The sequence below is a fragment of the Streptomyces fuscichromogenes genome (genome assembly GCF_014645815.1).
Classification (GTDB): Bacteria; Actinomycetota; Actinomycetes; order Streptomycetales; family Streptomycetaceae; genus Streptomyces; species Streptomyces fuscichromogenes.
This window is the reverse complement of the sequence record NZ_BMML01000004.1, coordinates 265,296-290,731: the sequence shown is the minus strand read 5'-3', so window position 1 is coordinate 290,731 and position 25,436 is coordinate 265,296. Positions and strand designations below refer to the sequence as shown.

At 72.1% G+C, this 25,436-nt stretch carries 21 protein-coding genes; 8 read left to right on the top strand and 13 right to left on the bottom strand.

Annotated features, from left to right (window positions below; genetic code table 11):
* Positions 1-8: 8 nt before the first annotated feature.
* Positions 9-2,555: a polynucleotide kinase-phosphatase gene (locus tag IEZ11_RS10745; RefSeq protein ID WP_189262436.1), complete on the bottom strand. Its 2,547-nt coding sequence runs from the start codon at positions 2,553-2,555 to the stop codon at positions 9-11.
* Positions 2,552-4,012, bottom strand: coding sequence for a 3' terminal RNA ribose 2'-O-methyltransferase Hen1 (locus IEZ11_RS10740; RefSeq protein ID WP_189262435.1), 1,461 nt, complete (start codon positions 4,010-4,012; stop codon positions 2,552-2,554). Before IEZ11_RS10740 ends, IEZ11_RS10745 begins: the two co-directional genes overlap by 4 nt.
* A 146-nt stretch (positions 4,013-4,158) precedes the next feature.
* Here IEZ11_RS10740 and IEZ11_RS10735 point away from each other — a divergent pair, with 146 nt between their 5' ends.
* Both IEZ11_RS10735 and IEZ11_RS10730 read left to right on the top strand, forming a co-directional pair.
* Positions 4,159-4,824: a TetR/AcrR family transcriptional regulator gene (locus IEZ11_RS10735; protein ID WP_189262647.1), complete on the top strand. Its 666-nt coding sequence runs from the start codon at positions 4,159-4,161 to the stop codon at positions 4,822-4,824.
* Positions 4,821-6,194: an FAD-binding oxidoreductase gene (locus IEZ11_RS10730; RefSeq protein WP_189262434.1), complete on the top strand. Its 1,374-nt coding sequence runs from the start codon at positions 4,821-4,823 to the stop codon at positions 6,192-6,194. The genes IEZ11_RS10735 and IEZ11_RS10730 overlap by 4 nt, the downstream gene beginning before the upstream one ends.
* Positions 6,195-6,200: 6 nt before the next feature.
* Here IEZ11_RS10730 and IEZ11_RS10725 read toward each other — a convergent pair whose 3' ends face one another.
* On the bottom strand, positions 6,201-6,872 hold the full coding sequence (locus IEZ11_RS10725; RefSeq protein ID WP_189262433.1) for an FMN-dependent NADH-azoreductase: 672 nt from the start codon (positions 6,870-6,872) through the stop codon (positions 6,201-6,203).
* 119 nt (positions 6,873-6,991) lie between these two features.
* Between IEZ11_RS10725 and IEZ11_RS10720 the strand changes: the two genes are divergently transcribed.
* Complete coding sequence (locus IEZ11_RS10720; RefSeq protein ID WP_229712941.1) at positions 6,992-7,939, top strand: LysR family transcriptional regulator; 948 nt, start codon at positions 6,992-6,994, stop codon at positions 7,937-7,939.
* On the opposite strand, the gene IEZ11_RS10715 is transcribed toward IEZ11_RS10720, so the two are convergent.
* From IEZ11_RS10715 to IEZ11_RS10680, 8 genes are all read right to left on the bottom strand, one after another.
* A complete protein-coding gene (locus tag IEZ11_RS10715) occupies positions 7,926-8,357 on the bottom strand; it encodes a nuclear transport factor 2 family protein (RefSeq protein WP_189262432.1) in 432 nt (143 codons plus the stop codon). The two genes, IEZ11_RS10720 and IEZ11_RS10715, sit on opposite strands and share 14 nt — an antisense overlap.
* Before the next feature lie 7 nt (positions 8,358-8,364).
* Positions 8,365-9,288, bottom strand: a complete 924-nt coding sequence (locus tag IEZ11_RS10710; RefSeq protein ID WP_189262431.1) for an NAD-dependent epimerase/dehydratase family protein — start codon at positions 9,286-9,288, stop codon at positions 8,365-8,367.
* Positions 9,289-9,305: 17 nt separating this feature from the next.
* Positions 9,306-12,074 (bottom strand): non-ribosomal peptide synthetase, encoded by a 2,769-nt coding sequence (locus IEZ11_RS10705; RefSeq protein ID WP_189262430.1) that lies wholly within the window; start codon positions 12,072-12,074, stop codon positions 9,306-9,308.
* Positions 12,075-12,551: 477 nt separating this feature from the next.
* A complete protein-coding gene (locus IEZ11_RS10700; protein ID WP_189262429.1) occupies positions 12,552-13,475 on the bottom strand; it encodes an LLM class F420-dependent oxidoreductase in 924 nt (307 codons plus the stop codon).
* A 71-nt stretch (positions 13,476-13,546) separates the two neighbouring features.
* On the bottom strand, positions 13,547-14,005 hold the full coding sequence (locus IEZ11_RS10695) for a DUF6099 family protein (protein WP_189262428.1): 459 nt from the start codon (positions 14,003-14,005) through the stop codon (positions 13,547-13,549).
* Positions 14,006-14,189: 184 nt separating this feature from the next.
* On the bottom strand, positions 14,190-14,519 hold the full coding sequence (locus IEZ11_RS10690; protein ID WP_229712940.1) for a nucleotide pyrophosphohydrolase: 330 nt from the start codon (positions 14,517-14,519) through the stop codon (positions 14,190-14,192).
* Positions 14,516-15,793 (bottom strand): AAA family ATPase, encoded by a 1,278-nt coding sequence (locus IEZ11_RS10685; RefSeq protein WP_229712939.1) that lies wholly within the window; start codon positions 15,791-15,793, stop codon positions 14,516-14,518. The genes IEZ11_RS10690 and IEZ11_RS10685 overlap by 4 nt, the downstream gene beginning before the upstream one ends.
* Positions 15,794-16,110: 317 nt before the next feature.
* Entirely contained in the window at positions 16,111-16,500 is a 390-nt protein-coding gene (locus IEZ11_RS10680; RefSeq protein ID WP_089104207.1) for a cell division protein SepF, read from the bottom strand.
* 291 nt (positions 16,501-16,791) lie between these two features.
* On the opposite strand from IEZ11_RS10680, the gene IEZ11_RS10675 reads away from it, so the two are divergent.
* Positions 16,792-18,489: a hypothetical protein gene (locus tag IEZ11_RS10675; protein ID WP_189262426.1), complete on the top strand. Its 1,698-nt coding sequence runs from the start codon at positions 16,792-16,794 to the stop codon at positions 18,487-18,489.
* Between the two features lie 144 nt (positions 18,490-18,633).
* Here IEZ11_RS10675 and IEZ11_RS10670 read toward each other — a convergent pair whose 3' ends face one another.
* On the bottom strand, positions 18,634-19,149 hold the full coding sequence (locus tag IEZ11_RS10670) for a YceI family protein (protein ID WP_189262425.1): 516 nt from the start codon (positions 19,147-19,149) through the stop codon (positions 18,634-18,636).
* 99 nt (positions 19,150-19,248) lie between these two features.
* Here IEZ11_RS10670 and IEZ11_RS10665 point away from each other — a divergent pair, with 99 nt between their 5' ends.
* The 4 genes from IEZ11_RS10665 to meaB all read left to right on the top strand — a co-directional run bounded on the left by IEZ11_RS10665 (position 19,249) and on the right by meaB (position 24,807).
* The gene (locus IEZ11_RS10665) at positions 19,249-19,746 is read left to right on the top strand and encodes a MarR family winged helix-turn-helix transcriptional regulator (protein ID WP_189262424.1); all 498 of its coding nucleotides are present in this window, start codon (positions 19,249-19,251) and stop codon (positions 19,744-19,746) included.
* A gap of 113 nt (positions 19,747-19,859) precedes the next feature.
* On the top strand, positions 19,860-21,665 hold the full coding sequence (locus IEZ11_RS10660; protein WP_189262423.1) for a methylmalonyl-CoA mutase family protein: 1,806 nt from the start codon (positions 19,860-19,862) through the stop codon (positions 21,663-21,665).
* The gene (gene scpA, locus IEZ11_RS10655; protein WP_189262422.1) at positions 21,665-23,824 is read left to right on the top strand and encodes a methylmalonyl-CoA mutase; all 2,160 of its coding nucleotides are present in this window, start codon (positions 21,665-21,667) and stop codon (positions 23,822-23,824) included. The genes IEZ11_RS10660 and scpA overlap by 1 nt, the downstream gene beginning before the upstream one ends.
* Complete coding sequence (meaB, locus tag IEZ11_RS10650) at positions 23,821-24,807, top strand: methylmalonyl Co-A mutase-associated GTPase MeaB (RefSeq protein WP_189262421.1); 987 nt, start codon at positions 23,821-23,823, stop codon at positions 24,805-24,807. Before scpA ends, meaB begins: the two co-directional genes overlap by 4 nt.
* On the opposite strand, the gene IEZ11_RS10645 is transcribed toward meaB, so the two are convergent.
* On the bottom strand, positions 24,795-25,370 hold the full coding sequence (locus IEZ11_RS10645; protein WP_189262420.1) for a sigma-70 family RNA polymerase sigma factor: 576 nt from the start codon (positions 25,368-25,370) through the stop codon (positions 24,795-24,797). The two genes, meaB and IEZ11_RS10645, sit on opposite strands and share 13 nt — an antisense overlap.
* Positions 25,371-25,436: the final 66 nt, after the last annotated feature.

Here is a 25,436-nt window from a genome sequence, read left to right as displayed (position 1 = left end):
GCCGCCGCTCACAGCCGCGGGTCCACCGGCTCCGACTCCAGGGCCAGGACGCCGAAGACCGCCTCGTGCACGCGCCACAGCGGTTCGCCGTCCGCGAGGCGGTCCAGGGCCTCCAGGCCGAGGGCGTACTCGCGGATCGCCAGGGACCGCTTGTGGTTGAGGAAGCGGCCGCGCAGGCGGGTGAGGTTGTCGGGGCGGGTGTACTCAGGGCCGTAGATGATCCGCAGGTACTCCCGGCCCCGGCACTTGATGCCGGGCTGGACCAGTCGGCCCTGCGGGTCGCGGACCACCGCGCCGGCCGGTTTGACGACCATGCCCTCGCCGCCCCGGCCGGTCATCTCCAGCCACCAGTCGACACCGGCCCGTACCGACTCCGGGTCGCCGGTGTCGACGTGCAGGCGGCGGGTGGTCTGCAGGAGACCCGTCGGGTCGTGCTCCACCAGCCGGTCCAGGAGCGCGAGTTGTTCGTCGTGCGGAAGCGCGGCGAGGCTGCGGCCCTGGACCGCGAGGATCTGGAACGGGGCCAGGCGCACCCCGTCCAGGCCCTCGGTGGGCCAGCAGTAGCGACGGTAGGCGTCGGTGAACGCGGCCGCGTCGGCGGCGCGTTCACGCTGCCGGGCGAACAGGTCGGTGACGTCGACGCCGCGTGCCGCCGCGCCCTCCAGGGCGGCCAGCACACCCGGGAAGACCGCGCCGGAGGCGGCGCCCACGGCCGCGTACTGGGTGCGCAGCAGGCCGGAGGCCTTGAGCGACCAGGGCAGCAGCTCGGCGTCCAGCAGGAGCCAGTCGGTGCCGAGTTCGTCCCACAGGCCGGCCGCGTCGACGGAGGCCCGGATCCGGCCGAGGATCTCCTCGGTCACCGACGCGTCGGCGAAGAACGGCCGCCCGGTGCGGGTGTAGAGGGAGCCGGTCGGGCCGGGCGGGACGCCGAAGCGCTTGTGCGCGACGTCCGTGTCCCGGCACACCAGCGCCACCGCCCGCGAGCCCATGTGCTTCTCCTCGCACACGACCCGGGCGACACCGTCCGCCGCGTACTGGGCGAAGGCCTCCGCGGGGTGCTCCAGGTAGCCCTCGACATGGCTGGTGGCCGTCGGGGCCATGGTCGGTGGCAGGTACGGCAGCAGGCGCGGGTCGATCGCGAAGCGGCTCATCACCTCCAGGGCGGCCGCCGCGTTCTCCTCACGGACCGCGACCCGGCCCTGGTACCGGGTCTCCACGACCCGGCGGCCCTGGACGTCCGCCAGGTCCAGCGGCCGCCCGTCGTGTCCGCCGGGCGCCTCCGCGCGCAGCGGACGGGCCGGCTCGTACCAGACCCGCTCGGCCGGTACGTCGACCAGCTCCCGCTCCGGCCAGCGCAGCGCGGTGAGCTTGCCGCCGAAGACGGCACCGGTGTCGAGGCAGATGGTGTTGTTGACCCAGCTGGCCTCCGGGACCGGGGTGTGGCCGTAGACGACGGCCGCGCGGCCCCGGTAGTCCTCGGCCCACGGGTAGCGCACGGGCAGGCCGAACTCGTCGGTCTCGCCGGTGGTGTCCCCGTACAGGGCGTGCGAGCGGACCCGGCCGGAGGTGCGGCCGTGGTACTTCTCGGGCAGCCCGGCGTGGCAGACGACCAGCTTCCCGCCGTCGAGGACGTAGTGGCTGACCAGCCCGTCGATGAACTCCCTTACCTGCGCCTTGAAGTCCTCGCTCTCGTCGTCCATCTGCTCGATGGTCTCGGCGAGTCCGTGGGTGTGCTGGACCTTGCGGCCCTTGAGGTAACGGCCGTACTTGTTCTCGTGGTTGCCGGGCACGCACAGGGCGTTGCCCGACCCGACCATCGACATCACCCGGCGCAGCACACCGGGGCTGTCCGGGCCGCGGTCGACGAGGTCGCCGACGAAGACCGCGGTACGGCCCTGCGGGTGGACGCCGTCCTGGTAGCCCAACCGGGACAGCAGGGACTCCAGTTCGCTCGCGCAGCCGTGGATGTCGCCGACGATGTCGAAGGGTCCGGTGAGGTGGGTCAGGTCGTTGAACCGCTTCTCGGTGACGACGGTCGCCGAGTCGATCTCCTCGACACCGCGCAGGATGTGCACCTTGCGGAAGCCCTCGCGCTCCAGGTGCCTGATGGAACGCCTCAGTTCGCGGATGTGGCGCTGGATCACCCGGCGCGGCATGTCGGCGCGGTCGCTGCGGGCCGCGTTGCGTTCGGCGCACACCTCCTCGGGCACGTCGAGGACGACGGCGATGGGCAGCACGTCGTACCGCTTGGCCAGGTCGATCAGCTGGCGCCGGGACTCCTGCTGCACGCTGGTCGCGTCCACGACCGTGCGGCGGCCGGCGGCCAGCCGCTTGCCCGCGATGTAGTGCAGGACGTCGAAGGCGTCTCTGGTCGCGCCCTGGTCGTTCTCGTCGTCGGAGACCAGCCCGCGGCAGAAGTCGGAGGAGATGATCTCGGTCGGCCTGAAGTGCCGGTGCGCGAAGGTGGACTTGCCGGAGCCGGAGGCGCCGACGAGGACGACCAGGGAGAGGTCGGTGACGGGGAGGACCCGTCCGGTGTGCCGTGTCTCGGTCATGCCGCCTCCGCCTCCTTCGCGGACAGTGTGAACGTGGCCATCTGGGTGGGTGGGCCGACCTCGGGGTCGTCCGCTCCGACAGGGGTGAACTCGACCTGGTAGCCGTGGAGTTCGGCGACCCGGTGGGCCCAGGCGCGGAACTCCTCGCGGGTCCACTCGAAGCGGTGGTCGCCGTGCCGGACGTGTCCGGCGGGCAGGCTCTCCCAGCGGACGTTGTACTCGACGTTCGGGGTGGTGACGAGGACCGTGCGCGGGCGGGCGGCACCGAACACGGCGTACTCCAGGGCGGGCAGCCGCGGGAGGTCGAGGTGCTCGATCACCTCGCTGAGCACGGCCGCGTCGTACCCCTTGAGCCGCCGGTCGGTGTAGGCCAGCGAGCCCTGGACGAGCGTGACGCGGGACGCCTGCCGCTCCCCCATCCGGTCCAGCCTGAGCCGCCGGGAGGCGATGGTGAGTGCCCGCATCGACACGTCGACGCCGACGATCTCGGTGACCGACGGGTCCTTCAGCAGCGCCTGCACCAACTGGCCCTGGCCGCAGCCGAGGTCGAGGATCCGGGCGGCACCGGCACGCCGCAGCGCGTCGAGGATCGCCTCCCGGCGCCGTACGGCGAGCGGGGTCGGCTTCTCCTCCGTCTCGGTCTCGTCCTCGACGGCGTTGTCGATCTCCTCGACCTCGCTGTCGTCGGTCTCGGCGAGCCGTACCAGCTCCAGCCGCTCCATCGCCTGCCGGGTCAGCGACCAGCGGCGGGAGAGGTAGCGGCTGGTGATGAGCTTCTGCTCGGGGTGGCCGGGCAGCCAGCCCTCGCCGGCCCGCAGCAGCTTGTCGACCTCCTCGGAGGAGACCCAGTAGTGCTTGGCGTCGTCGAGCACGGGGAGCAGGACGTAGAGGTGGCGCAGCGCCTCGGAGAGGGTCAGCGCCTCGGACTCCAGGACCAGTCCGACGTACCGCGACTCGCCCCACTCCGGGAACTCTGCGTCCAGGGCGACCGGTTCGGCCGTCACCGTCCAGCCGAGCGGCTCGAAGAGGTGGCGTACGAGGTCGGCGCCGCCGCGGGCGGGCAGCGCGGGCACCTCGATCCGCAACGGCCGTGGCCGCGCCGGGGCTTCGGGGCGGGCCCTGCAGACGCCGCGCATCGCGCTGGAGAAGACGTTGCCGATCGCCACGGCGAGCAGCGAGGAGGCCGCGTACGGGCGGTCGTTGACGTACTGCGCGAGGGCCGCGTCGGGTGCTCCGCCGCGCCCCTTGCCCTTGCCGCGCCGGACCAGCGCCACCGCGTCCACCTCCAGGAGCAGCGCCGCCGTGCAGCGCTCGGCGTCCGCCTCCGGGTAGAAGACGTGCGCGATGCCGTGCGAGGTGGTGAAGGTCTGCGCGTTGTCGGGGTGCTTGTGCAGCAGGAACCCGAGGTCGGTGGCCGGGGAGGCGGCGGTGCCGCTCGTGGAGATCGTCAGGAACACACGTCCGAGTCTTCCCGGTCCGCCCCGCTGTGACCACTGGTTTTACCGGTCGCGCAGGCGCCGGGCGCCCGGTCCGGCAGGTACCGGGGGGATCCGTGGTCCCGTGGAACACGCTAATGACCAGATGTACATTAGGGCTCGTGACCATGACGTCCAGCAGCGGTCCCCCGTCCCGCAAGCGGGTGCGGGCGCCGGAGGCGCATCGCGGAGCGATCCTCGACGCGGCCCGCGCCGCGTTCGCCGAGCGGGGATACGCACGGGCCACCATCCGGGAGATCGCCGCCCGCGCCGGAGTCACCCACGGCCTGGTGATGCGGCACTTCGGCTCCAAGGAGCAGCTGTTCCTGGCCGCCGTGCCCGGCACCCGGGACCTGCCGGAACTGGTGCCCGGACCGCCCGGGACGCTGCCGGAGAGGATCGCGCGGGCCTTCGTCGAGCGCATGGAGCGCGCCGACAGCGGCGATCCGTTCCTGGCGCTGATCCGCAGCGCCGCCTCCGACGAGAGCGCCGCGACCGCCCTGTACACGGCGATGCGGCAGAGCAGCACGGAGGCCTATCGCACGGTGCTGACCGGACCCGACGCCGACGAACGCATCGACCTGCTCGGCGCGCACCTCATCGGGGTGGCCTTCAGCCGGTACGTGCTGCGCAGCGGGCCGGTGGCGGAGATGACGCCGGAGCGGCTGGTCCGCTACCTGGCACGAAGCCTGCGGTGCGCGCTGGAGCCGCTCGGCGAAACCGGAGCCGAAGCCGAAGCCGGAGCCGGGACCGAAGCCGAAGCCGAAGCCGAGGAAGGGAACTCCCTGTCATGACGTCCATACTCCCGCCGGTCTCGCCGGTCTCGCCGGTCTCGCCGGTCCCGCCGGTCCCAGCGGTCCCGCCGGTTCCGTCGGCCCTGGCCGGGCGGATCGTGGTGCCGGGGGATGCGCGGTACGAGCGGTTACGGCACGCCTATGTGCACCGCGGCGCGCCCGCCGCCGTCCTGCTGCCCGAGGACGCCGGGCAGACCGCCGAGGCGCTGGGGTACGCGCGCTCGCTCGGCTCGACGGTGTCGGTGCGCAGCGGCGGGCACGGCATCAGCGGCCGTTCCACCAACGACGGCGGTGCCGTCGTCGACCTGTCCCGTCTGGACGAGGTGCGGGTGCTGGACCGGACCCGGCGGCGGATACGGGTCGGGGCGGGCGCCCGCTGGGGGCGGGTGGCGCAGGTCCTCGCTCCGCACGGGCTGGCCGTCAGCTCCGGGGACACCGGGGACGTGGGGGTGGGCGGCCTGGTCACGGCGGGCGGCATGGGCTGGCTGGCACGGCTGCACGGGCTGACCGTCGACCATGTGACGGCGGTCGAACTCGTCCTGGCCGACGGCAGGTTCGTACGGACGGATGCCGAGCGGGAGCCCGACCTGTTCTGGGCGGTGCGCGGGGCCGGCGGGAACTTCGGGGTCGTCACCGCCGTGGAGCTGGAGGCCTGCGAGACCGGCGACGTGGTCTTCGCCAACCTGGTCTTCGACGTGGACGACGCGGCGTCGCTGATCGAGGCGTGGGGTGCGGTGCTGGTGGCGGCGGAGCGCGAGCTGACCAGCTTCCTGACGTTCATGCCAGGCGGGCCGGGCCGGCCGCACCTGGCCCATGTCTCCGCCGTGTACGCGGGGAGCGCGGAACACGGCGCCGCCGAGCGGGCCCTGACCCCGCTGCTCGGCGTCGGCCCGCTGGTCCAGCAGCGGGCGGTGCTCGCGCCCTACTCGGCGCTGGTGCCGGTGAGCGGCGTCGCGCACCACGCGCAGCAGCAACTCGGCGCCACCCGTTCCGGCCTGCTCGACCGTCTCACCGCAGGGGCGGCGCGGGCGGTCGCGGACGCGCTGGAGTCGGGGCAGGTGCTGATGCAGCAGTTCCGTTCGGTGGGCGGGGCGGTCAACGACGTGGCGGCCACGGCCACCGCCTACGCCCACCGCACGCAGAACTTCTCGCTGATGTCCGCGACCCTCCCGGAGCTGGAGAGCGGGCTCGACACGCACTGGGCACGGCTCGCCCCGCACCTGGACGGCATGTACCTCAGCTTCGACACCCGCCGTACCCCGGACGTGCTGGCCGAGGCGTTCCCCGAGCCGGCCCTGTCCCGGCTGCGCGCCCTGAAGGACCGGTACGACCCGGAGAACGTCTTCGACCGCAACTTCCCGTTGAAGTAGCCGCGTTCAGGAAACGGCGTGGGTGCGGGCGCCCTCCAGCGCCCGCTGGTACGACGACGCCGCCGCCTCCTTGAACTGGGCGAGCCGGGGTACGTGCGCCGACTTGGTCAGTTCGGCGTGCAGGAACGTGAGGTCGTCGGCGAGGCCGACCATGCCGAGGGCGGCCCGCAGGTACGGCTCCTGGTGGTCGCAGTCATGGCGGGGCGTGCCGGGACCGTATGCACCGCCGCGCGCCGAGGCCACCACGACCTTCCTGCCGGACAGCGGGCCCTGGCCGGTGGCCGGATCGGCGATGAGCGGGGCGATCAGCACCCGGTCGAACCACGCCTTGAAGGTCGAGGGCACCGAGAAGTTGTACATCGGCACCCCGAGCAGAATGGTGTCGGCGGCCAGGAGTTCCTCTATCAGCGGCCAAGTGATCGCCCAACTCGCCTGCTCCTGAGGCGTGACGGCCGCGTCGCGGGCCGCAGCGAGATCGCGTACGCCCTCCTTCTCCAGGCGGTGCATCACCTCGATCTGGGCGTTGTCGACATGCGGAACCGGGCCGACAGCGAGGTCGCGGTAGATGTAGCTGCCCTCGGGGTTGGCCTTGCGCCAGGCCTCGGCGAACTCGCCCGAGATCTGCCGGGAGACCGAGCCCACGCGTGGGCTGGAGTCGAGGTGGAGCAGTGTGGCCATGGCGGAAAACCCCTGTCTGATCAGGTCGTTCACATCGGACTGTGATTCATTGAAAGTCCCGGTCGGGGCGATGTCCCGTAATCTGCCGTGGCAGTTCGTAACCGGAAGCGTTAGCGAGGATGACGGTGCTGGACGTACGGAAACTGGTTCTGCTGCGTGAGGTCGGCGCCCGGGGGTCCATCGCCGCGGCGGCGCAGGCCCTGAACTACACCCGCTCCGCGGTCTCCCAGCAGCTCTCCGCCCTGGAGTCGGAGACCGGTACCGCACTGCTGGACCGGGGCAGCAAGCGGGCCGAACTCACCCCGGCCGGGCGGCTGCTGGTGGCGCACACGGACCAGATCGTTAACCAACTGGAGGCTGCGGAAGCTCAGTTGCTGGCCGGAGACGGGGAGATCGGCGGCGAACTGCGGGTGGGTGTCCCGTTGCACGAGGGGCCCGCGCTGCTGGTGCCGGCGCTGAGCCGGCTGCGCGAGGAGCATCCGCGGCTGCGTATCACCCTGCACGGGGTGGCCCCGGACCAGGGGCGGCAGACGGTGCGGCTGGGCCGCCTCGACGCCGTCCTGGCCACCGGCTATCCACGGGTGCCCGAACCCGGGGTGCCCGGGTTGTACGAGGAGGAGGTGCTCAGCGACCGCGTCCGGCTGATCACCGCCCCGGGGCATCCGCTGGCCGGCAGCGAACACCCGTGCCGCCTGGAGGAGTTCGCCGAGGACCCGTGGCTGCTCGACCGGACCTCGCGACTCGGCCGGCTCGCCCTGCACGCCTGCGCCGGGGCCGGGTTCGTGCCCGACATCGTCTCCGACATCGGGGACATGCAGGCCGTGTTCGGGCTGGTCTCGCTGGGCTGGGGCGTGGCGCTGGTACCCGACCTGGTGCCGAGCCGGCCGGGACTTCCGGTCGCCCGGATCACCCCGGCCGGGCCCGAACTGACCCGCCGTATCACCCTCGTGGTGCGGGAGGGAGCCGTCCGCAGCCCGCAGGTGGCGGCGCTGCTGCCGGCCGTGCGGGAGGCCGCGGCCGAGCTGGCCCGGAACCAGGGCGCCGGCGGCTCGCTCAGCTCTCGATGACGCGGTGGAAGGCGACGGTGTCGAAGATGTCCTCCATCCGGACCGCACGCCCGTCGCGCAGCACCCAGGAGTGCACGAACGGCAGGGTCTCGGTGTGGCCGGAGAGGGAGACGACGTCCCGGTGGCCGAAGACGACCACCCGGTTCCCCTCCCGGACGAACTCCTCGGGGTGCAGCCGCATCCCGCCCAGCACGGCCGGCACCCGGGCCAGGAACTCCTTGACGCCCGTGTGCCCGTGCTTGGTGCCGCCGAGGCCGTACCGCGCCATGCCGTCGGGGTGCACCCACTCGATGTCCGGGTGGAAGGCGTCGAGCAGCGCGCCCACGTCCCGGGTGGCGAAGGCGGCGTAGGCGGCGTGGACCGGGGCGAGCGGGTCGGCGGTGCTCTCGACGGTGTTCTCGGCGGTCTTCTCGGTCATGTCCTTCTCAGTCCTTGAGGTGCTCGGGATACAGCGCGGCCACGGTCCGTCGGATGCCCTCGCGCCAGGTGACCTTGCACGGGCCGGTGAGGGAGCGGCGCAGGGTCGGGTCGAACTGGTAGGTCTCCCGGGTGACCTCGCTCGGCACGAGGTGCGCCTCGACCCCGGTCAGCTCCTCCAGGTACCGGACGCAGTCGGTGATGCCGACCGGTTCGTCGCCGCCCCAGTTGGTGAGGGTCACCGGCACGCTCGCCGCCTTCCACAGGTACGGGACCTGCTCCACGAGGTCGTCGGTGTACAGCAGGGAGCACCAGTTCTGGCCCTCGACGGGGACCGGGAGCGGCTCGCCGGCCAGCATCCGCTTGAGGTAGAGCATCGGGACACCGCCGTAACCGCCGGGCCCGTAGGCGATGTTGAGGCGGGCGATGACGGTGGGCAGGCCGAGGGTCCGCGCGAAGGCGCGGACCGTGCCCTCCGCGGCGATCTTGCCCACCGGGTAGGCGGGCAGCCAGTCGGCCCTGCCGTCCAGGGGATCGGTCTCGGTGTACTTGTGGTCGAGGGTCTGCCGGGCGTAGAGGGCGCCCGTGGACACGTACAGGAACGCCTCGGCGGTACGGCAGTGCGTCATCAGGCGCCCGGCGGCCACCGAGTTGACCTCGACGGCCGCGTTGAAGTCGCCGTCCTCGCCGCGTCGCACCGCCGAGTGGAAGACGTGGGTGAAGTCCTCGGGCAGGCCCATGAGGGTGCCGTCACCGGTGTCGTCCATGTCCCAGCGGAAGGTGCGCACGCCGTGCCGGGTGAGGTCGTCCTCGGCGCCGGGGGTGCCGAAGCGGCCGAGCGCCCAGACCTCGTTGTCCTGGGCCAGGGCCTTGGCCACCGGTCCGGCGACCTGTCCGGTGGCACCGGTGACCAGGATCTTCTTGCCGTTCACTGATTCTCTCCCTGTGGTCAGGCGTCGCCGAGGGCGCGGTCGAGTTCCTTGCGGAGGATGGACTGGAAGGCGGCCACGTGCCGCGGGCCCATCAGGGTGTAGTGCTCGCCGGGCACGTCGAGGTAGCGGTTGGCCTCGGTGGTGTGCTCGTCCCAGCGGCGCAGCTCGTTGTCGAGCCAGTCCTGCTTGGTGCCGCGCAGCGGGATGGCGTAGAAGACGCTCATCGAGCGGACCTTGCCGCCGGGGGCGTAGCTGCGGCCCAGGTCGGTGAGGCCGTCGGCGAGTTCGGCCCAGGCCTTGAACTTCTCGAAGGTCAGGTCGAGTTCGGCGAGCCGGCCCTCGGGCGCGTGGTCGACGAAGTACGCCAGCTGCTCGTCCCTGGGCAGGTCGCGCAGTTGCGCCGGGAGTTCGAGGGACTGCTTCTTGTCGATCAGTTCCAGGAAGAAGGCGAGGTTGGCGGCCGTCTCGACGAAGTCCAGTTCCTCCATGCGGTACTTGATGTGCGGGGGCAGGTTGAAGCTGCCGACGAAGTCGACGCGTTCGCCCTGGTCCTGGAGCACCTTGGCGATCTCGAAGGCGACGGCTCCGCCGTAGGAGTACCCGGCGACGGCGTAGGGACCGTGCGGCTGCCGTTCGCGGATGGCCCGGACGTATGTGTCGACCATCTCGGCGAAGCTGCCGAAAGGCGTCTCGCCGGGGTTGAAGCCGCGGGCGCGCAGGGCGTAGAAGGGGCGGTCGCCGACGAAGTACTTGGCGAGGTTGACGAAGACGAGGACCTCGCCGACGCCCGGGTGGACGCAGAACAGCGGGGTCTTGTCACCGCTCGCCTGCATGGGGACGATCGGGTCGTACTCCTGCCCGCCGTGCGCGGCGCCGTCGAGGTGGGCGGCGAGGGCGCGGACGGTCGGGGCCCGCAGGACGGTGATGATCTGGAGGTCGGCGGCGCCCAGGCGCTGGGCGACCAGGGAGCGCAGCCGCAGGATGTCCAGCGAGGTGCCGCCCAGGTCGAAGAAGTTGGCGGTGGCGCTCAGCTTCTCCGGGTCGGTGTCGAACATCTCGGCGTAGATGCCGGCGAGGACCGTCTCGGTGCCGCCCTCGGGCGCGTGGTAGCCGCCGAGCCGGCGCAGCACCAGGTCGTCGACGGCGGTACGGACCTCGTCGTAGGCGCCCGCCTCCAGGCGCTTGCGCATGAGGGAGCGCTGGATCTTGCCGAGGCTGGTCTTGGGGAACGCCGCCACGGGCAGCGGCAGGACGAGGGCGGGCCGGAAGCCCCAGTGCATGACGACGCTGCTGCGGACGGCGGTCAGCACCCGGTACAGGGCGAGTTCGTCGCCGTCGGCGCACTCCGGGTGGAAGGCGATGACGAGTTGCTCGGTGTCGCTGCCGGGGGCGCGGGTCGGGAAGGCGGCGACATAGGAGCGGGCCACGTCGTCGAGGCCTTCGAGGACCGACTCGATGTCGTGGCTGAAGTAGTTGACGCCGTTGACGATGACGCTGTCCTTGCTGCGTCCGACGAGGGTGAGCCGGCCCTCGTCGAGGCGGCCGAGGTCGCCGCTGCGGAACCAGCCGTCGGGGGTGAAGGCGTCCTGGGTGGCCTGTTCGTCGTTGTGGTAACCGGCTGTGATCATGGGGCCGTTGAGCTGGAGTTCGCCCACCTCGCCCGGACCGAGCTCGTGGTGGTCCTCCTCGTCGGCGATCCGGATCCGCAGTCCCTCGACGGGCCGGCCCAGGTTGGCGAACTCCTGGCCCTGGTCGGCGGCCGGGAACTCGGTGGAGTAGATGCTGCCGGCGCAGGTCTCGGACATGCCGAAGGCGGGCCAGAGGGCGTCGGGGCGCAGGCCGTGGCGGGCGAAGCGGGCCAGGAAGGTCTCGCCGGTGGTGCGGACCACGGCCTCGCCGCCGCTGATGATGTGCCGCAGCCGGGACAGGTCGAGGCCGTCGCCGTCCTCCTCCGCGAGCCGGTCGGCCTGCGGATTGAGCAGCCCGAGAAGGAAGTTGGGGGTGAAGGTCATGGTGACGCCGAAGCCGGATATGAGCCGCAGGAAGTTGAGCGGCTCCTGGAGGACGACGGGTGCCTCGACGTGCACCTGGGTGCTGCCGGTGGACAGCGGCAGCAGATGGCACTCCAGCAGGGCGGCGACATGGTCGAAGGAGACCCAGTTGAGGCTGGTGTCGGCGGCGGTCAGCCGGTGGTAGCCGTTCTTGCCGGACATGGCGGCGAGCAGGTTGCCGTGCGAGAGCATCACGGCCTTGGAGTTGCCGGTGGAGCCTGAGGTCAGCACTAGGACGGCGGTGTCCTTGGGGTCGGCCTCGTGGAGGACGTCGGCGGGGGCCGCGTACAGCTCCTCCAGGGGGACGACCGACAGGCCCTCGGTGCGCGGGAGTTCGGCGGCGAGGGTCGCGCTGGTGACGAGCAGCGGGTGGTCGAGGAGGGTGTCGACGTGGGCGAGCTGGGCGGACCAGCGCTCCGGGTCGCCGCCGAGCGCGGCCATCGGGCAGGGCACGAAGCCGCCCAGCTGGCAGGCCCAGAACGCGGCGAGGAATTCCTGCGGACGCTCCAGCAGCAGGACGGCCTTGTCCCCGGCGGCGAGCCCGCGTTCGCGCAGGCCGCCGAGCACGGAGCGGGCCGCGTCGAGGAGTTCGGGATAGCTCTGGAAGAGCGCGTCGGTGTCGGTCGCGGTCCGCGGGTAGCGCAGTCCGGACGCGTCGTGGTTCCGGGCGGCGTCGCACAGCAGGTCCACGATGGTGCGGGGGGTGGAAACGGCGTTGGTCATGGCGGTGGTCATGGCGGTGCCTTCTCTTCCTGTCGCGTCGATGGCCGAGGGGTGGTGGCCGAGGACGGGTGGCCGGAGAATCCGGGCAGGGAAAAATCCGGGAAATCACACCGGAATCGCGCGCGCCCAGGCTCAGAGGCTGCTGCGGGGCGTCAGAAAGGGGCGCCGGAAACAGAAATCGAGCACTCCGGGACACCCATGGTGCACGTACCTGTACATCGTCCCCCACCGACCAGGTCAGTACCGAGAGCCACGGCGCCGGGGCCCTGAATACCCGCCGAGAATAGAAACCGGCGCACCTGATTGTCAAAGGACCCAGGAAAGCAGAATGTAAAAACCGGTCGGCACGGGAAAGCGCGGCGCCGGAGACCCGCTTCCGAAATTGCACCGCAATTTTTTCTTACACTCGGTGTCAGAAATCGCGACGGCCGGGGAAACAACCGCCCCCGGCCCTTTCGGGTCGGGGGCGGGGAGTGCGCGGAGCGAAGGTCACGACAGCTGCGGCTGCACCTGGGCGGAGATCAGCTCCAGGTGGTCGAGGTCGGAGAGGTCGAGGACCTGGAGGTAGAGGCGGCGGGAGCCGATCCCGGCGTAGCGGCCGATCTTCTCGACGACCTCGGCGGGGGTGCCGGCCAGGCCGTTGGCCTTCAGCTCGTCGACCTCGCGGCCGATCACGGCGGCACGGCGGGCGACCTCCTGGTCGTCCTTGCCGACGCAGACCACGAGGGCGTTGGAGTACGTCAGCTCGTCCGCCCCGCGGCCGGCCGCCTCGGCGGCGGCGCGCACCCGGCCGAACTGCCGCTCGCTGTCCTCGACCGAGGCGAACGGCATGTTGAACTCGTCGGCGTAGCGCGCGGCCAGTTTCGGGGTGCGGGTGGCTCCGTGGCCGCCGATCAGCACCGGGATCCGGGCCTGGGCGGGCTTGGGCAGGGCCGGCGAGTCGGTGAGGTCGTAGTAGGTGCCGCGGAAGTCGAAGGTGTCGCCGAGCCGGGTCTCCCAGAGCCCGGTGACGATCGCCAGCTGCTCCTCCAGGCGGCCGAACTTCTCCTTCGGGAAGGGGATGCCGTACGCCTTGTGCTCGTCCTCGAACCAGCCCGCGCCCAGGCCCAGTTCGACCCGGCCGCCGGACATCTGGTCGACCTGGGCGACCTGGATGGCGAGCACGCCGGGCAGCCGGAAGGTTCCCGCGGTCATGAGGGTGCCGAGGCGGATCCGCCGGGTCTCGCGGGCGAGTCCGGCGAGGGTGATCCAGGCGTCGGTGGGGCCGGGCAGGCCGTCCACGTCACCCATCTTCAGATAGTGGTCGGACCGGAAGAAGGCGTCGAATCCGAGGTCCTCGGTGGCCTTGGCGACGGCGAGGAGGGTGTCGTAGCTCGCGCCCTGCTGGGGCTCGGTGAAGATACGAAGGTCCATACACCCATCCTGCACGGACTCCGCCTCGTCAACCGCATCGGCACCACCCGCCACACGTGTCCACCCACGGGCTAACCGTCGCGGACCTCCTCCCGGGCCGCCAGCTTGCGGAGCATCTCCAGCACCCTGTCCCGGGACTCGTCGGCCGCGTCGATGGCCTCCATGCACTGCCAGTACGTCGCCTCGTCGGCCGCGCCGCTGGCCATGCCGACCAGCGCGATGCCGACCTCGCCCAGGAGGCCGCCGAGGCTCAGCAGGGTCAGGCGGGCATCGTCCAGTTCGGTGAGCTGGGCGGCGCGCAGGGTGCCGGGGTCCAGGTCGGGGGTGCCCAGCACGCCACAGCCGCGGCCCGCCAGTTCGGTCAGGCCGAGGGCCTCGCCACGCAGCTCGGGCGGGCCGGAGACGGCCAGCCGGCTGCCGATCGCCTGGGCCAGGGCCTGTGCCTGCCACACCTCGGTCATCATCTCCGGAACACCCGCGCCGTGCGCCAGCGCCCGTCTGCTCGCCACGATGAGCCGCATCGCGTCCATCCGCCGCCCCGTCCCCGTCGATCCGAACTGTGTTGCCGCACTCAGTAGTTCACTACCCAGAGTGAGGGTTGCCGAGACCTGGAGCCAGAGGAAGACGGAAATCTGTGGACAACAATTCGGATTAGGGCGGGGAATCAACTACTGAGCGTTAAAACGGAGCCCGGCCCTCCTCCCTGACCATCCATCAGACGGGCGGGAACCGCTCCTCGTTGCGCTCGATCTTCGCGGCCAGTGCGGCCAGCGGGTCGATGTCCAGGACGTCGCAGAGCTGGAGGAGGTACGAGAACACGTCGGCGACCTCGTCCGTGACCCGGTGGGCGGTGCCGGGATCCGCCATCACCCGGGACGACTCCTCCGGGGTCAGCCACTGGAAGATTTCCACGAGTTCGGACGCCTCCACACTGAGGGCGGCCACCAGGTTCTTGGGGGTGTGGTACTGCTGCCAGTCGCGGGCGGCGGCGAACTCGGCCAGTCGGCGCCTGAGTCCTGCCACGTCGAGGGGTTCTTCGGTCACGCGTCCAGGTGTACCACCGTGATCGCCTCCGCTCCGCCGGCCCACGAGGGGTCGCTCACCGCGCCGACGAACCGAATGTGACCGCGCTCCCCCATCAGGACGGCCGTGCGCAGGAGTTCGGCGCGCTGGCCGGGGTCGAGGCTGCGGTCGAAGCCGTCGGCGAGGACGGTGAGGCAGCGCATGGCGTCGGGAACCTCGCCGGGCGCGTCGACGGCCAGGACACCGGGGCCGGTGAAGAGGACCAGGGCGAGGGCGAGGTAACGCAGCTCACCGTCGCCGAGCCGCTCCAGCTCGGTGCGACGGCCGCCGCCGCGGTCGAGCAGCGCGCGTACCGTGCCGTCGCCGAGCGGTTCGGCGAGCAGGTCGGCGACGGGGCCGGCGCAGCCGGTACGCACCGCTTCCACGAGCTGGGCGTGCCGACGGCCGCATTCGGCGCGGGTGCGCCACAGCACGTCGGCGAGGTTGCCGCAGCCGCGCAGCAGCCGGCCGGAGCCGGTACGGACGGCTGCGCGCATGTTCTCGGGCCGCGGATCGCAGGGGAACACCGACCGCAGGGCGACGACCATCTGCTCGGCGGCGGCGAGGACCTGCCGCTGGCCGTCCGTCTTCCCGGCGACGCGCAGCGGCAGCAGGGCGGTGCCGAGGCGGTCGTCGGGGAGCGGGGCCCGGGTCACCGGCGCGGAGCCCGCCGTGTGCCACGCGGCCTGCACGGCCGGGCGGCTCGGGTCGCGCAGCGCGGTCTCCAGGAGCACCAGCCCGCCCGCGCTCAGCCGCTCGCCGACGATGCGCAGTTCGGGCTCGGCCTGCACGGCGACGTCGAGCCGCACCGGCCCCTCGGCGCCGTCGGCCGTGCAGCCGATACGGAACCCGCGCCGCCGCTGTGCGTCGGGCCGGGCCCGCTCCGGCACCAGCGCGCCGGGGTCCGGGAACACCTCCGCGAGCACGGCCCCGCCGCCGAGCCGCGCGAGCGCCTCGTACGCCGCGAGCACCGCGCTCTTCCCGCTCCCGCTGGGCCCGGCGAGCAGGGTGACCTGTCCGACGGGAAAGCTCGCGCCCCGGTGCCGCGCGAAGGCGGAGAGCCGCAGCTCGGTGACCCGGGGGCGGGGGTCTCGGCGGGGGGTGGGGACGGGGGGTGCGGGGGCAGTTGCCGGGCGGCCGGCCGGCGCGTCGGCCGGTGGCGCTCCCCGACCGGCCGAGCGGGCGCGCGGGACCGTCTCCGACTGCCGGCCGGGCAGTTCGGCCGACGTGCCGACGGGAGCCGTCGGCACGTCCACGTCCGTCGGCACCTCCGACGGCACCGCGGCATCGGGCGACGCCGATGGCGGCGACGGCGGAGTATCACCCGGGACGGAACAGGCGGAGGGAGAGGGAGAAGGGTGGGGCGCGCACGAGGCGGAGGACACGGCCATATGCGGACCGTAGGCCTCCGGCCGCCCGGCGAACCGTTCCGTCGCCGAGACCTTCCTACGATCGAGGGACGGGCGCTCGACCGCGGCGCAGGCAGCACCGTCCACACCACGGCAGCCGAGCCATCGCGGAGCCCGCCCGCCCCTCCTTCTGTCGGGGGACGCCCGGCCGCCCCGCAGGACGCTCAGCCCCCCGAGACCCCCGCCCCCTCCATCAGCCCGCTGACCTCGGTGCCGGGCGGGGTGAGGAGGAAGACGTTGCGGTCGACCCGGTGCATTCCGCTGGCGAGGCCGAAGACCACGCCCGTACTGAAGTCGAGGACACGCTTGGCGACCTCCGTCTCCGCACTGGTCAGGTCGAGCAGGACCGGTATCCCGGCCATCAGCGTCTCGGCGACATCGCGGGCGTCGGCGAAGACATTGACCCGCAGGACGACGAAACGGCGGCGCGTCTCGGTCTCCGCGTCCGGCAGCGCACGGTGGCCCACCGCCGACGGCCACGCGTCGCGGCCCCGCAGCGGCACGACCTGGGCGAGCCCCTCCCACTGTTCATCGGTGACGTCGTAACGGCTCACCGGCTCCCCCTGACCTGACTCACGCTCGATGCCTGCACCAGCCAATTCTTACGCCAAGTCACCCGTTCGGCCCAACAGCGACACGAAGCGCGAGCGAGTCCGGCCCCTTGTGCGTTAAAAAGTGATCTTCACACCATTCAGGCGATTGCTGTGCATTAGGGGCTTCTTACTGCCCTCACACCGGACTCTTCTCCTCCAGTCACGCCCCGCTCACCACCCGCGATTACCGTCCGGTTCGTGCACTTGGCAGAAACACAACAGGTGACACCCGGCCGGCGGACACAGTCGGCGGTGTCCGCCGCTCCGGGCGATGCCGGAGCCCCCGTACCCTGGCACCGCGTACTGACCCTCCTCGCCGACATCGGTCTGTTCATCGGCACCCGGTCGGTGTGGACGCAGGCGGTGACACACCACCTGGTCCTGGCCGCGCTGATCTCCGTCTGCTACGCCTCGATCCTGGTGACCGGCGTACTGACGCTGACGGTCCGCAGCACGCGGTCGCTGGCCCGCCTCGACCTGGTGGTCCTGGTCACGGCGGTGACGCTCACGCTGTGCACCTGGGCCCTGAACCACAACGGCGGTGACGAGGGCGCCCTCACCACCCAGGCCGCCAGGGAGCTGCTCGCCGGGCACCCCGTGTACGGCCAGGCCTGGCCGTGGCTGTTCCACAAGACGGGTATCGCCCTCACGCCGACGATAGGCGGCAGCTACGACTACACGTACGGCTATCCACCGCTGGCGACGCTGCTGACCGTCCCGCTGCTGTGGCTCGGCCACCAGGGCGCCCCGGCGACCGCGGTGTGCACGGGCGCCCTGATCGTCGGCACCGTCGCGCTGTGGCGGATGCTGCCGGGGCCATGGCGGTCGACGGCGACGCTGGCCTGCCTGGGCTTCGGCTTCCTGCCGACCTACGCCCGGGTCGGCTACCCGGCGGTCATCGCCCTGGCGCTGCTGATCCCGGTGGTGGTGCGCTGGCCGCGGATCGGGCAGGGCGGCCGGCTGGGCGCGGCCGGGATCGCGCGGGCCGCGTGCCTCGGGGCCGCTTGCGCGGCGCAGCAACTGCCGTGGTTCGTCACGCCGTTCCTGCTGGCCGGGATCTACGCGGTGCGGCGCGGGGAACTCGGCGGCCGGGCCGCGGCCGGGGTGGTCCTGCGGATCGCCGGGGTGGCCGTCACGGTGTGGCTGCTGCTCAACACGTACTTCATCGTGTCCGAGCCCGCCCGCTGGCTGGGCGGGATCGCGCTGCCGCTGACCCAGGGCGCCGTGGTGCACGGCCAGGGCCTGGTGGACATCACGCTGTACTACACGAACGGCAGCGACCGCATCGACTGGTACTCGCACGCGAGCATGCTCCTCGCGGTGGCCCTGCTGGCCCTGTTCGTGCTGTTCGTGCGGCGTCTCGGCCCGGCGGCGACCGTGCTGCCGTGGCTCGCCTTCTTCCTGGCGACCCGCTCCCAGGACGGCTACTACCTGCTGATGACCCCGCTGTGGCTGGCGACGGCCGTCACCGCTCCGCTGTCGGAGTTCGAGCGCGCCTGGCAGCCGCGACCGGCCCTGCTGACCGGGCCCCGCCGCCGCCCCGCCCTGATCGCGACGGTCGCCCTGCTGCTCGCGCCGGCCCTGGCCAGCGCGGCGGTCGCGGTGTCCGGCGGACCGCCGCTGCGGATGGAGATCACCGCGCTGCGGCGTGCCGCGCACCATGCGTCGGTGGTCAGGGCGATGACGCTGAAGGTGGTCAACACCGGGAGCGCCCCGCTCACCCCGCACTACACGCTGACCACCGGCCAGGGCATGAGCATGTACTGGCTGCTGGTGCGGGGCCCGGCGACGATTCCCGGGCACGGCACGGCGAGTGTCGAACTCCGGCCGGCGGACGGCCGGTTCGCCGTCCCGGCCAAGCCGAGCACCCGGATCCGGCTGCGCGCGTTCACGGCGGACCCGCAGACGCTCTCCAGCCAGGACGTGCACATCAGCCGGACGGCCCGCTGAGCGCTCCGCCGACAGCGCCGGGATCGACCGCCTGTCGTCCGCGACTCCGTCGTGGCCGGCCGCGCAGTTCCCCGCGCCCCTTTCGGGGCGCTGCCGTACCGCCGGCTGCCGGTCGCGTGGTTGCGCGGGTCTCTTCGGGGTGGTTCAGGCCGTCGTGCGGGTGAAGCGGAGGGTGGCGGTCACGGTGGTCGGGCCGCCCATCATCCCCATCTGGTTGAACGTGATGCCGAACTCCTCGCGCACCACGGTGAACTCCACCTCCAGCGTCAGCCCGTCGGCGTCCGCCGAGACCAGCTTCGCGGTGGCCTGCTGCGGCCTGCTGATGCCCCGGACGGTCAGCTGGCCGTCGACGTGCACCGCCTCGCCCGGACCCCGCTCGGCACCGCGCACCGCGAAGGTGATCTCCGGGTGGTTGGCGGCGTCGAAGAAGTCGGCGGAGCGCAGGTGCTCGTCGCGCTTCTTGTTCCTGGTGTCCAGCGAGCTCGCGTCGATCGTCACGCTGCCGGTGGCGGCGCCGTCGGCGGTGACCTCCCCCCGGCCGGTGACGCCCGCGAAGGTGCCCTTGACGGCGACCAGGCCCCAGAAGGTCTTGTGCCGGACGGCGACGGCGGAGGCGGTGGGGTCGAGCTGCCAGAGGCCGGTTTCCACGGTGACGGTCATGGCCGTACTCCGATCCATTGATGGTTCAAATTTGGATGACTGCGAACGACTGCACGCTAGCCCACTATCCAAATTTGGACAACAGGTAGACTCGATGCCATGGCCGCCGACCACGAACACCCCGCAGAGCTGCCCGAATGCCCCTCCCTCGGGGGCGGCGGGCTGCTCCCGGCCGAGCTGCGCGCCTGGATGCTGCTGCTGGCCGCGACAGGCGCGGTGGAGCAGCGGCTGCGGTCGGTCGTGAAGGAGACGCTGGACGTCTCGCACGACGAGTTCCTGATCCTGTGCCTGCTGGCCGAACAGCCGCGCGAGGGCCTGCGGATGACCCGGATCGCCGAGCTCCTGGGCCGCCCCAAGACCCGCCTCACCTACCAGATCGCCTGCCTCCAGCACGCCGGTCTGGTCACCCGCAAGGCCGCCTGCGGCGACAAGCGGGGCATCGAGGTCGCCCTCACCGACAAGGCCCGTCGGCACATCCAGGACGCCTCCGCCACCCTCGCCGAGACGGTCGGGCAGGCGGTCGGGCACGTCATCGGCCCGGAGCAGCGCGAGGCGCTGTGCGCGCTGATCCCGGAGCTCGCCGACGACACGCCCTGACCGTACGAATCCGGCCACTTCACCCCCGGGAGGCGCAGGTCACAGCCACGGGGAGGGCAAGGTCACAGCCCTGCCATCAGCGCGGCTTAAGCGGTCTGCCCTAGCATCCGAGCATGACGGTCCTGCCTGACGACGGGCTCTCACTGGCCGCCGAGTTCCCTGTCGCGACGCAAGAGCAGTGGCAACGCCTGGTCGAGGGCGTGCTGCGCAAGTCGGGCAAGGAAGTCTCGGGCGAGGCCGCCGAGGACGCCCTGTCCACGACGCTGGAGGACGGGCTGCGCACCCGCCCCCTCTACACCGCGCGCGACACCGCGCCCGACCCCGGTCTGCCCGGCTTCGCGCCCTATGTGCGCGGCGGCCGCCCGGAGGGCGGCATCGCGGGCGGCTGGGACGTCCGGCAGCGGCACGCGGCGGCTCCCGACGGCGCGGTCCTGACCGACCTGGCGAACGGCGTCACCTCGCTCTGGCTGCTCGTGGGCCGGGGCGGCATCCCGCTGCCCGGCCTCGCCCGCGCGCTCGACGGCGTCTACCTGGACCTGGCTCCGGTGGTGCTGGACGCCGGCCGGGACACCGAGGCGGCGGCGGCCGAACTGTTCCGGCTGTACGACGAGAAGGGCATCGACCCCAAGGCCGTACGCGGCAACCTGGGCGCCGATCCGCTGGGGTACGAGGCCCGTACGGGCGAGGCCCTGGACCTCGCCCCCGTCGCCGCGCTCGCCCGGCGCGTCAGCGGGGAGTTCCCGGGCCTGCGCACCCTGACCGTGGACGCGCTGCCGTACCACGAGGCGGGCGGCTCGGCCGCGCAGGAGCTGGGTGCCTCGCTGGCCACCGGGGTGGCCTACCTGCGCGCGCTCACCGAGGCCGGTCTCGGTGTGGAACAGGCCCTCGGGCAGCTGGAGTTCCGGTACGCGGCCACCGCCGACCAGTTCCTGACCATCGCCAAGCTGCGCGCGGCCCGCCGGCTGTGGGCGCGGGTCGCCGAGGTCAGCGGGGCGGCCGACGCGGGCGCCCAGGTGCAGCACGCCGTCACCTCGCCGGTGATGATGTCCCGGCGCGACCCGTGGGTGAACATGCTCCGCACGACGGTCGCGACGCTGGCCGCCGGGGTGGGCGGTGCCGACTCGGTGACCGTGCTGCCGTTCGACCACGCGATCGGGCTGCCGGACGCGTTCGCCCGCCGGATCGCCCGCAACACCTCGACGATCCTGGTCGAGGAGTCGCATCTGGCCCGGGTGATCGATCCGGCCGGCGGTTCCTGGTACGTGGAGCAGCTGACCGACGAACTCGCCCACGCCGGTTGGGAGTTCTTCCGGACCATCGAGCGGGACGGCGGCCAGGCCGCCGTGCTTCGCTCCGGACGCCTGCGCACCGATCTCGCGACCACCTGGGCCGAGCGCTCCAAGAAGCTCGCCAAGCGCCGCGAACCCATCACCGGAGTCAGCGAGTTCCCGCTGCTCGCCGAGAAGCCGGTGGTGCGCGAGCCCGCACCCGAGCCACTCTCCGGCGGTCTCCCCCGGGTCCGCCGCGACGAGGCCTACGAGGAGCTGCGCGCCCGCTCGGACGCCCATCTCGCGGCGACGGGCAGCCGCCCCCGGATCTACCTGGCCACGCTCGGCCCGGCCGCCGCGTACACCGCCCGTGCCACCTTCGCCTCCAACCTGTTCCAGGCCGGTGGCATCGAACCCGTCACCGAGGGCGGTTTCGAGGCGAGCGGCGCCACCGAGGCGGTGCTCTGTTCCAGCGACGCGCTCTACGCCGAACAGGCCGAGCAGACCGCCGGGTCGCTGAGGGCGGCCGGTGCCCGGCACGTGGTCCTCGCGGGCCGCGGCGAGTTCGCCGGTGTCGACTCCTGCGTCTTCGCGGGCTGTGACGCCGTGGCCGTGCTGTCCGAGACCCTCGACCGCATGGGAGTGTCCTGATGGGAATCCCCGACTTCTCCGGCATCGAACTGGGCACCCCCGTCACCGAGGGCAGCCTTGAGGAATGGCGGGCGGCCGGCGGTGACCTGCCGCTGTGGGAGACCCCGGAGGGCATCGGGGTCAAGCCGCTCTACACCGGCCGTGACCTGGAGGGCCTGGACTTCCTGGGCACCTACCCGGGCATCGCGCCGTATCTGCGCGGCCCCTACCCCACGATGTACGTCAACCAGCCCTGGACCATCCGCCAGTACGCGGGCTTCTCCACCGCGGAGGAGTCCAACGCGTTCTACCGGCGCAACCTGGCGGCCGGCCAGAAGGGCCTCTCGGTCGCCTTCGACCTGCCCACGCACCGGGGTTACGACAGCGACCACCCGCGGGTGACCGGCGACGTCGGCATGGCGGGCGTCGCGATCGACTCGATTCTCGACATGCGCCAGCTCTTCGACGGCATCCCGCTGGACCGGATGACCGTGTCGATGACGATGAACGGCGCGGTGCTGCCCGTGCTGGCGCTGTACATCGTGGCGGCGGAGGAACAGGGTGTGCCGGCGGAGAAGCTGGCCGGGACCATCCAGAACGACATCCTCAAGGAGTTCATGGTCCGCAACACCTACATCTATCCGCCCAAACCGTCGATGCGGATCATCTCCGACATCTTCGCGTACACCTCGCAGCGGATGCCCCGCTACAACTCGATCTCCATCTCCGGCTACCACATCCAGGAGGCCGGAGCCACGGCCGACCTGGAGCTGGCCTACACCCTCGCGGACGGCGTCGAGTACCTGCGGGCGGGCCGCGAAGCCGGCCTGGACGTGGACGCGTTCGCGCCCCGGCTCTCCTTCTTCTGGGCGATCGGCATGAACTTCTTCATGGAGATCGCCAAGCTGCGCGCGGCCCGGCTGCTGTGGGCCAAACTGGTCGGCCAGTTCGACCCGAAGAACAGCAAGTCCCTCTCCCTGCGCACCCATTCGCAGACCTCGGGCTGGTCACTGACCGCGCAGGACGTCTTCAACAACGTCACCCGCACGGCCGTCGAGGCGATGGCCGCGACCCAGGGCCACACCCAGTCCCTGCACACCAACGCCCTCGACGAGGCCCTCGCGCTCCCGACGGACTTCTCGGCGCGCATCGCCCGCAACACCCAGCTGCTCATCCAGCAGGAGTCGGGCACCACCCGGGTCATCGACCCGTGGGGCGGCAGCGCCTACGTGGAACGGCTGACCTACGACCTCGCCCGCAAGGCCTGGCAGCACATCCAGGAGGTCGAGGCCGCCGGTGGCATGGCCAGGGCGATCGACGCCGGTATCCCGAAGCTGCGCATCGAGGAGGCCGCCGCCCGCACCCAGGCCCGGATCGACTCCGGACGCCAGCCGGTGATCGGCGTCAACAAGTACCGCGTGGAGAGCGACGAGCAGATCGAGGTCCTCAAGGTCGACAACTCCTCCGTCCGCGCCCAGCAGATCGCCAAGCTGCGGCGGCTGCGCGCGGAGCGGGACGAGACCGTGTGCCGGGACGCGCTGGACGCGCTGACCCGGGCCGCGGACGGCGACGGCAACCTGCTGGAACTGGCCGTTGACGCGGCCCGCGCCAAGGCGACCGTCGGCGAGATCTCCGACGCCCTGGAGAAGGTGTACGGCCGGCACGCGAGCCAGATCCGTACGATCTCCGGTGTGTACCGCAACGAAGCAGGCCAGTCCCCGAACGTGGACCGCACCCGGGCCCTGGTCGACGCCTTCGACAAGGCCGAGGGACGCCGCCCGCGCATCCTGGTCGCCAAGATGGGCCAGGACGGCCACGACCGCGGCCAGAAGGTGATCGCGACCGCCTTCGCCGACCTCGGCTTCGACGTCGACGTCGGCCCCCTGTTCCAGACCCCCCAGGAAGTCGCCCGCCAGGCGGTGGAGGCGGACGTCCACGTGGTCGGCGTGTCCTCGCTGGCGGCCGGCCACCTCACCCTCGTACCGGCGCTGCGCGAACAGCTCGCCGAGGAGGGCCGGGAGGACATCATGATCGTGGTCGGCGGAGTCATCCCGCCACAGGACGTCCCGACCCTCCTGGAGATGGGCGCCACCGCCGTCTTCCCGCCCGGCACGGTGATCCCCGACGCGGCCCACGACCTGGTCCAACGGCTTGCGACGGAACTCGGGCACGACCTGTGATCGATGTCGACGCCTATGTGAAGGGTGTGCTCGACGGGAGGCGCGCGGTCATCGCCCGCGCCATCACCCTCGTCGAGTCCACCCGGCCACAGCACCGGGCGCCGGCACAGGAGTTGCTCACCGAGCTGCTCCCGCGCAGCGGCCGGGCCCGGCGGATCGGCATCAGCGGGGTGCCGGGCGTGGGCAAGTCGACGTTCATCGACGCCTTCGGCACGCTGCTGACGGGCCTCGGACACCGGGTGGCCGTGCTGGCCGTGGACCCGTCGTCCACCCGCACCGGCGGCTCGATCCTGGGCGACAAGACGCGGATGGAGCGGCTGGCGGTCGACCCCGCCGCGTTCGTCCGGCCCTCCCCCAGCGCCGGCACGCTCGGCGGGGTCGCCAGGGCGACCCGTGAGTCGATGGTGGTCATGGAGGCGGCCGGGTACGACGTGGTCCTGGTCGAGACGGTCGGCGTCGGCCAGTCCGAGACCGCGGTCGCCGACATGGTCGACTCCTTCCTGCTGCTCAGCCTGGCCCGCACCGGCGACCAGCTCCAGGGCATCAAGAAGGGCGTCCTGGAACTCGCCGACGTGATCGCCGTCAACAAGGCGGACGGCCCGCACGAGCGCGACGCCCGGTCCGCGGCACGGGAGTTGGCGGGCGCGCTGCGCCTGATGCACGGCAAGGACGCCTTCTGGACTCCCCCGGTGCTCAGTTGCAGCGCCCGGGAGTCGACGGGGCTGGACGTCGTCTGGGAGCGCCTTGAACAGCACCGGACGCTGCTCGACTCCACCGGACGGCTCGCCGAGAAGCGCCGCGAGCAGCAGGTCGGCTGGACCTGGTCGATGGTGCGGGACGAACTGCTCGGCCGGCTGGCCGCCCACCCGGCGGTGCGCGCGGCCGCCCCCGACCTCGAACAGCAGGTCAGGGACGGCTCGTTGACGGCGACACTGGCCGCCGAACGCATCCTCAAGGCGTTCGAGGAGCCTCAGGCCAGCTGAACCTGGAGCGCCTCGCGGGCCCGGGCCACCCGGGAGCGGACGGTGCCGACGGGACAGTCGCTGACCTCGGCGGCCTCCGCGTACGGCAGTCCGACGAGCTGCGTGAGGACGAACGCCTCGCGCCGTTCCTCGGGCAGCGCCTCCAGCAGGTCGAGGAGCGCGACGCCGTCGTCGAACCCGGGCAGCCCGTGCGGCTGGGCCCGCTCGACGGCCTGCTGCCAGTCGGGGACGTCCGCCGGGCGGGGCCGGGCGGCGGCGTACCGGTGGCTGTCGACGACGGCCCGGCGGGCGATCGACAGCAGCCAGGACCGGGCCGAGCCATGGCCCTCGAAGCGGTGCAGGCTGCCCAGCGCGCGCAGGAACGTGTCCTGGGCGAGGTCGTCGACCGCCTGCGGGTCGGCGCAGAGATGGGCGACGTAGCGGAGCACGTCGCGGTGCAGGGCCCGTACGAACGCGTCCACGGCGGCCGGGTCCCCGGACCGGGCCGCGAGGGCCCAGGCCGTGATCGACTCGTCGCGTTTCTCGGTCGCCTCGGCGCGTGCGGGCAGGACAGAAGTGATCACTCAGTGTCCCTGTGGGAAAGGTGAGAGGGGGAGACGGCCCTCGGGCGCCGGTGGAGCTCGAGCGGG